This window comes from Salmonella sp. 2020_1459 (assembly GCF_043847915.1).
GTDB lineage: Bacteria > Pseudomonadota > Gammaproteobacteria > Enterobacterales > Enterobacteriaceae > Salmonella > Salmonella enterica.
In genome coordinates this window covers 321,916-329,208 of sequence record NZ_JBCMFA010000007.1, presented here as the reverse complement: position 1 = coordinate 329,208, position 7,293 = coordinate 321,916, and the positions used below count along the sequence as shown (strand labels likewise).

General features: G+C 53.7%; 5 protein-coding genes. 1 reads left to right on the top strand and 4 read right to left on the bottom strand.

All coding sequences use genetic code 11. From position 1 onward, the window contains the following. The first annotated feature begins 253 nt into the window (after positions 1-253). Complete coding sequence (gene mrdA, locus ACH0VJ_RS18985) at positions 254-2,125, top strand: penicillin-binding protein 2 (RefSeq protein WP_000142857.1); 1,872 nt, start codon at positions 254-256, stop codon at positions 2,123-2,125. A 53-nt stretch (positions 2,126-2,178) separates the two neighbouring features. Here the strand turns inward: mrdA and ACH0VJ_RS18980 are convergent, their stop codons facing one another. The 4 genes from ACH0VJ_RS18980 to flhB form a co-directional block, all read right to left on the bottom strand. Then, the gene (locus ACH0VJ_RS18980; RefSeq protein ID WP_000989901.1) at positions 2,179-3,318 is read right to left on the bottom strand and encodes a glycoside hydrolase family 105 protein; all 1,140 of its coding nucleotides are present in this window, start codon (positions 3,316-3,318) and stop codon (positions 2,179-2,181) included. Positions 3,319-3,554: 236 nt separating this feature from the next. Then, positions 3,555-3,947, bottom strand: a complete 393-nt coding sequence (gene flhe / locus ACH0VJ_RS18975) for a flagellar protein FlhE (protein WP_001233621.1) — start codon at positions 3,945-3,947, stop codon at positions 3,555-3,557. After that, a complete protein-coding gene (gene flhA, locus ACH0VJ_RS18970) occupies positions 3,947-6,025 on the bottom strand; it encodes a flagellar biosynthesis protein FlhA (RefSeq protein ID WP_000002386.1) in 2,079 nt (692 codons plus the stop codon). Before flhA ends, flhe begins: the two co-directional genes overlap by 1 nt. Further along, positions 6,018-7,169: a flagellar biosynthesis protein FlhB gene (gene flhB, locus ACH0VJ_RS18965; protein ID WP_000797089.1), complete on the bottom strand. Its 1,152-nt coding sequence runs from the start codon at positions 7,167-7,169 to the stop codon at positions 6,018-6,020. Before flhB ends, flhA begins: the two co-directional genes overlap by 8 nt. Positions 7,170-7,293: the final 124 nt, after the last annotated feature.

Sequence of the window (7,293 nt, the reverse complement as noted above, 5' to 3'; positions counted from 1 at the left end):
AGTAAAAGAGTCCGTGGCAATTTATAACCATGAACGGCCACACCTGGCCCTGAAATACAAAACGCCCGATGATGTTCATCAGGCGTTTTACAGACAAAAAACTGTCAACCTATATCAGGACTAGTCACACAGCGGTATATCTGTAACAAATCACAAGGAATGACACATTTCTATAGAGAGATGGAACATCTTTTACCTGTGCTGGCGCTGACCGCCCCGTATCATTAGGCGGCGGATTGTTCAGGTACAGGTAATGACTTTTAAAGACTTTGATGCGGAAGAGAAACTCTTCCTGAGACGTGTGATTGTGGCGTTTGGTGTAGTGGTTGTCTGCTTTGGTATCCTGATCTTCAACCTCTATAACTTGCAAATCCGCCAGCACCACTACTACACCACCCGTTCGAATGAGAACGATATCAAGATGCTACCCGTCGCGCCCACGCGCGGCATCATTTACGATCGCAACGGCATTCCGCTAGTGCGTAACGTAACCTGGTATGATATCGCGGTTACGCCCTATAAAATTGCCGATATGGATGCGCTGCTAAAACAGCTCACCCCTATTGTTGATCTCTCCCCCGATGATATCGCCGACTTTCGCCATGCGCTAAAATCCAGTAGCCGCTATCGTCCGGTGGTGCTCAAAAACGCGCTAACGGATGTTGAAATCGCACGCTTTGCGGTCAATCAGTTTCATTTCAACGGCGTCACGATCAATAGCTATCAGGATCGGCAGTATCCTTACGGCGCGGAGCTGGCGCATGTTCTCGGTTACGTGTCAAAGATAAACGATAACGACCTTAAAGCGCTGGATAAAAAAGGGCTGGCAGAGAATTACGCGGCGGACCATAACATCGGTAAACAGGGGATTGAGCGTTACTACGAAAACGATCTTCATGGCAAAACCGGTTATCAGGAGGTCGAGGTGGATAATCACGGGCGTATTGTCCGCCTGCTGAAAGACGTTCCTCCCATCGCGGGTAAGAACATTCACCTGACGCTGGATCTCCATTTACAAGAGTACATTGAAAGTTTGCTGGCCGGGCAGCGTGCTGCCGTACTGGTTGAAGATCCGCACGATGGTTCAGTGCTGGCGATGGTATCTATGCCCAGCTACGACCCGAACCCCTTTGTAAAAGGCATTAGCTATCAGGATTACGGCAAACTGCTGCACGATAAAAATCTGCCGCTGATCAACCGCGTGACGCAAGGGCTTTATCCCCCGGCGTCAACGGTTAAACCCTATATGGCGATGTCCGCGCTGTTATGCGGGATTATTACGCCGCAAACCACCTTCTTTGGCGCGCCAACCTGGACGCTTCCCGGCACGCAGCGTCATTACCGGGACTGGAAAAAAACCGGACACGGTATGCTGGATGTCACTAAAGCGATTGAGGAATCTGCGGATACCTTTTTCTATCAGGTCGCTTATATGATGGGTATTGACCGTATCGACACGATGTTGTCTCAGTTCGGCTATGGCAAACCGACGGGCATCGACCTTAATGAAGAGTATGACGGGCTGCTTCCCAGCCGCGCATGGAAACAGCGGGTCCATAAAAAAGCCTGGTATCAGGGCGATACCATCTCTGTCGGCATCGGCCAGGGCTACTGGATTGCCACCCCCATCCAGATGGTAAAAGCGATGGTGGCGCTCATCAACAACGGTAAGGTGATTGCCCCTCACCTGTTACTCAATGAAGAGAGCGGCAAAACGGTGGTTCCGTATCGCCCTTCAGGAACACCGGCACAGATAGCCGATCCGGCGTCGCCATACTGGGGACTGGTGCGTCAGGCGATGTACGGCATGGCGAATGCACCCAACGGAACGGGCTATAAGTTCTTTCACACCGCGCCCTACGGCATTGCGGCCAAAAGCGGCACGTCGCAGGTGTTTAGCCTGAAAGAAAATCAGACCTACAATGCGAAAATGATCCCCATTCGCCTGCGCGATCATGTGTTTTATACCGCTTTTGCACCGTATAAAAACCCTAAGGTCGCTATTGCCTTGATTCTGGAAAACGGCGGAAGCGACGGCGTTACCGCCGCGCCCATCATGCGAAAAATCCTTGACCACCTGTTTGATCCACAGGCTGATACCACACAGTCGGGTCAGGCGCCATAGTCAAATAAGCAAAGCGCCATCAGACAAGGATACGACCGGAATATCTGCATACATCAGAAATAGTTACGCAGATATTCCGTCAAACACAGCATTGCCATCGCCTGCCCGTAAGGCATAGAGGTCAACGGAATATGACGGTAAAAATCGAGATCGTGGCCCATGCCAGTGCCAAATGACGTTTGCAGCAGTTCGCCTTCCGGCGAGATATGTTTCACTATCCCCCGAATAGCTTTTTCCGCCACCTGCGCATAGTGCCGTTCGACATAGCGTTTGCGCACCGCTTTAAGAATACCGTAGGCAAAACCCGCCGTCGCCGACGCCTCAAGATAAGAGTGCGGATCGTCAAGCAGCGTATGCCACAAACCGCTTTTATCTTGACATTTCGCCAGCGCGGCGATCTGCGCATTCAGTACCTGGACCAGGTAACGGCGCACGGCATTATTTTCTGGCAAGTCCAGCAGTTCAAGAAAATCCGGGATCACAATGGTCAGCCAGCTGTTGCCGCGCGCCCAGCGAGCGTTAGCGAAGTTATGATGACCGTCATAGCTCCAGCCGTGGAACCACAGCCCCGTCTCTTTATCCATCAAATTCTGCACGTGCAGCAGGAACTGATAGGTTGCCTCTTCCACATATTCCGGCCGGTTCAACAGTTTACCGATTTTCGCCAGCGGCAGCACCGTCATCATTAGCGTGTCGTCCCACATCTGCTGATGATTTTCCTCCGCCAGCGTGATGTGCTGCATTCCGCCGTGATCGGTACGGGGCATTTCATTCATCGCCCATTCGGCCCACGTTTCCAGCCACGGTAAATACGCTGGATTACGCGTCTCTTCATAGCGATACGCCAGCGTTAAAAACGGCGCCATCGTATTAACGTTTTTCGTCGTCGCGCCTTCCGCAAAACGATCGGCAAACCAGTCATCAATGATCTTACGCATCGTCTGGTCGCCGGTCTGTTGGTAATAGTGATGCATTCCGTACAGGCCCACGCCGTGCGTCCACTCCCATCCGGCCCAGCCTTTAGTATCGATCACGCGTCCGTCGTCCAGTCGCAATAAAAATTCGCCTGTCTCATCTTTAATATTGACCAGGTTATGCGTCACCTTTTGCACCAGGGCTTTTAGTTCATCTCTGGCGATAAAATGCTCAGGCTGACGCAATAGCGGACTGTGTTTGACTGGATAAACCATCATTTGCTTAACCTCTGTGTAATGTCGAATTCAGTGCTGCGTGCAGTTTTACCGCCGACGCAGTCGATTCGCTACAGTAAAAGCTAAGCTGGGCGGAAACCTTTTTGTTTCTGCCATTGCCAGAGCGTAAATGGCAAAAACACAAAGAGTTCGGCAACCTACCTCACCATTTTATAAAACGGCGTTTCTATTTATTCAAAAAGAGAGTCAGGTCTGCTACCTGGCAAAGAAAGGGGCGGTTAGCGGTAGTTCACAATCACCTGATTGCTCCGCACTTTTAACGCCGGGATAAGTCGGCCGCCGCCGGGGACTTCCCAGACAAAGCGGAGCGGCTCGACTGCGGGAACATGAGCAAAACCGTGGGTCGTGCCACTCTGACCATCAAGTTCTACGCAACGGGACTGGGAACATAAACGTACCCGTAAGCTCGCGGGAGTCGGGCCATTCAGTTCATAACGCCAGGCGACCAGTGTCATCACACCGGAAACCGGCTGACGCGCCGACAATGGCGAAGACGATGCGGAAACGCCCCGGTAATTTAAGGTTACGCCCATACCGCTATCCTGCCACGCGCCTTCGCCTGCGGCCTGAACCGTTAGGGGAAAGAGCAACAATGCCAGCCATTTACGCATTATTTTCCTCCAATGGTCGCCGTCATGCGGATATGACGGTTATCGGAAAGCTCAAGGTTCGACAACACCACCAGCTGCGGTAAACTGCGCCGCAAAAAGCGGGACAATAATGGACGTAGCGCATGGTTAACCAGTAATACCGGCGGCGCGCCCAGCATCTCCTGGCGAGAAAGCGCCTCTTGCGTCTGCGCCAGCAGGCGATCCGCCAACCCAGGCTCAAGTCCACCGCCGCCCTGCAATGCCTGAAGCAGCAAACGCTCCAGCGCGGTATCCAGGCCAATCACCTGCACTTCTTCATTACCGGGGAACCACTGTTGCGTAATCGCTCGCCCTAATGCCACGCGTACCACGGCGGTTAATTCATGCGGATCGCTTTGTAACGGCGCATGTTCCGCCAGCGTTTCCAGAATGGTGCGCATATCGCGAATCGGGACTTTTTCCGCCAGTAAGTTTTGCAGGACTTTGTGTAAAGTCGTGAGGGTCACGACGCCGGGGACCAGATCTTCCGTGAGTTTAGGCATCTCCTGAGAGACACGATCCAACAGTTGCTGCGCTTCCTGACGGCCAAACAGTTCGGCGGAGAATTGGCCAATCAAGTGGTTAAGGTGCGTCGCCACAACGGTACTGGCTTCCACGACGGTAAAGCCCTGAATTTGCGCCTGCTCTTTCAGGGCGCTTTCAATCCAGATGGCATCAAGGCCAAAAGCTGGATCGACGGTTTTCTCGCCCGGTAGCGTTCCCGCCGCCGTGCCAGGGTTAATAGCCAGCCAACGTCCCGGATAGGCGTCCCCGCTGCCAATCTCTACCCCTTTCATCAAAATACGATAGCGCGCAGGCTGTAAATCCATATTGTCGCGAATATGGACAACCGGCGGCAGGAACCCCATATCCTGCGCGAATTTTTTACGAATGCTGCGAATACGTCCGAGCAATTCGCCATCCTGTTGAAAATCCACCATCGGGATCAGGCGGTAGCCCACTTCCATTCCCAGTGAATCCTCAAGCTGTACGTCATTCCAGGTGGCTTCGACCACCGAGTTATTTTCCGGCATTTTTACCGGCTGCGGCTCCTCCGGCGCTTTTTCTTCACGCCCGCGCAGCCACCATGCCAGGCCGAGCAAAGCGGCGGTAAAAAGTAAAAATACCAGGTTAGGCATTCCTGGCACCATGCCAAGCAGCCCCAGCACCGCCGCCGCCAGCAGCATCACCCTTGGATTACTGAACAGTTGGCCAACCATCTGCTCGCCTACATCCTGATCGGTACTGACGCGGGTCACAATGACGCCCGCCGCCGTGGAGATAACCAGCGCCGGGATCTGGGCGACCAGGCCGTCGCCAATGGTCAGCAGAGTGTAGCTTTCCGCCGCGCTGCCTATGCTCATTCCGTGCTGCAATACGCCGACCAGCAGCCCGCCGACCACGTTAATGACCATGATGAGAATACCGGCGATGGCGTCGCCGCGTACAAATTTACTTGCCCCGTCCATCGAGCCGTAGAAGTCGGCTTCCTGAGTGACTTCCGAACGCCGTTTTTTGGCCTCGTCTTCACCAATCAGACCGGCATTAAGATCGGCGTCAATCGCCATTTGCTTACCGGGCATACCGTCCAGCACAAAGCGCGCGCCGACTTCGGCAATACGTCCGGCGCCTTTGGTGATGACCATGAAGTTGATAATGACGAGGATGATAAAAACCACAATCCCGATCGCGAAGTTACCGCCGACCAGGAAATGACCGAACGCCTCCACTACCTTTCCCGCCGCCGCCGCGCCGGTATGCCCTTCCATCAAAATAATGCGCGTTGAGGCTACGTTAAGCGCCAGACGCAGTAGCGTGGTAAACAGCAGGATGGTCGGAAACGCGGCAAAATCCAGAGTACGCTGGGTAAACATCGCCACCAGCAGCACCATAATTGATAGCGCAATATTAAAGGTAAACAATAAGTCGAGGATAAAAGCAGGTAGCGGCAGCACCATCATCGACAAAATCAGCAGAATGAGGATCGGCCCGGCAAGAATTTGCCATTGCGTCGATTTCAGGTTGCTGGGCAGGCGCAGCATCGCGACCAGATTAGCCATCAGTATTCTTCTCGTTCATAAAATCCAGCGCTTCTGGCACCGGAAGGTTCTCAGGTTGTGGAGGACGTTGCCCGCCCGCAAGCCGCCAGCGTTTAAGCTGCCAGACCCAGGCCAACACTTCCGCAACGGCAGCATATAACTGCCCGGGAATTTGCTGACCGATTTCGGCGTGGCGATATAATGCCCGCGCCAGCGGCGGCGCTTCTAAAGTGGGAACCCGATGTTCAGCGCCGATCTCGCGAATGCGCAGCGCTATTAATCCAGCCCCCTTCGCGACCACTTTCGGCGCGCTCATTTTGTTTTCGTCATACTGCAGCGCCACGGAATAGTGCGTCGGGTTAGTGACAATGACGTCCGCTTTCGGCACATCTTCCATCATGCGGCGCTGCGCGGCGGCGCGTTGCATCTGGCGAATTTTGCCCTTAACATGCGGATCGCCTTCGCTCTCTTTAAATTCGTCGCGGATGTCCTGCCGCGACATGCGTAATTTTTTCAGGTGGCTAAAGATCTGGAAAAAAACGTCAAATCCCACCATCGGAATCACGCCCAGTACCACCAGTAACGCGCAGAGTCCAACCAGATCCAGCGCATTCCCCATTGCGACGATCGGCGACTCCGCCATCAGGCGCATCATTTGTGGCCAGTGATACCAGAGATAAAAGCCGGTAACGCAGCCGACCAGCGTGGATTTCAACACCGCTTTTAGCAGTTCCGCGCCGGTCTGCGCCGAAAACATGCGCTTAATTCCCGGCAGCGGGTTTAATTTAGAAAATTTTGGCTGTAGCGACTTACCGCTAAAAATCAGGCCGCCAAGCATAACCGGCGAGATAAGCGCCACCAGCACCACGCCCGCGATGAGCGGTAGCAACGCCATCATCGCCGCTTTAATCAGCAAAATTATCTGCCCCAGGATCAGGTTAGGATCGTTCACCATACGGTGATCGAAGTGCAGGCCTGCTGAGAGCATTCCCGCCAGTTGCCGCGCTAACGACTCGCCGCCGAACCAAATAATACAAACGCCCACCAGCAATATCAGCAGTGAGGTCAGTTCTCTGGAACGGGGGATCTGCCCTTCTTCCCGCGCTTTTTCAAGTCGGTGGGGTGTGGGGGCTTCTGTTTTGTCGTCGTCGCTCTCTTCTGCCACGCAGCAAACCCTGGATAGATTGATAAGCGAGAATGATGCCAGAACCGCTTTACGCCAATGGGCAGAGTAAGCGGTAAAAAAGGCGGGGTTTATGGCGTTAATAGAGATAGCCGGATACGATAAG

What these genes read in the sequence shown, in the direction of transcription:
- mrdA (WP_000142857.1), top strand. Translation starts at nt 254, where the DNA reads ATGACTTTTAAAGACTTTGATGCGGAAGAGAAACTCTTCCTGAGACGT.
- ACH0VJ_RS18980 (WP_000989901.1), bottom strand. Translation starts at nt 3,318, where the DNA reads ATGATGGTTTATCCAGTCAAACACAGTCCGCTATTGCGTCAGCCTGAG.
- flhA (WP_000002386.1), bottom strand. Translation starts at nt 6,025, where the DNA reads ATGGCTAATCTGGTCGCGATGCTGCGCCTGCCCAGCAACCTGAAATCG.
- flhe (WP_001233621.1), bottom strand. Translation starts at nt 3,947, where the DNA reads ATGCGTAAATGGCTGGCATTGTTGCTCTTTCCCCTAACGGTTCAGGCC.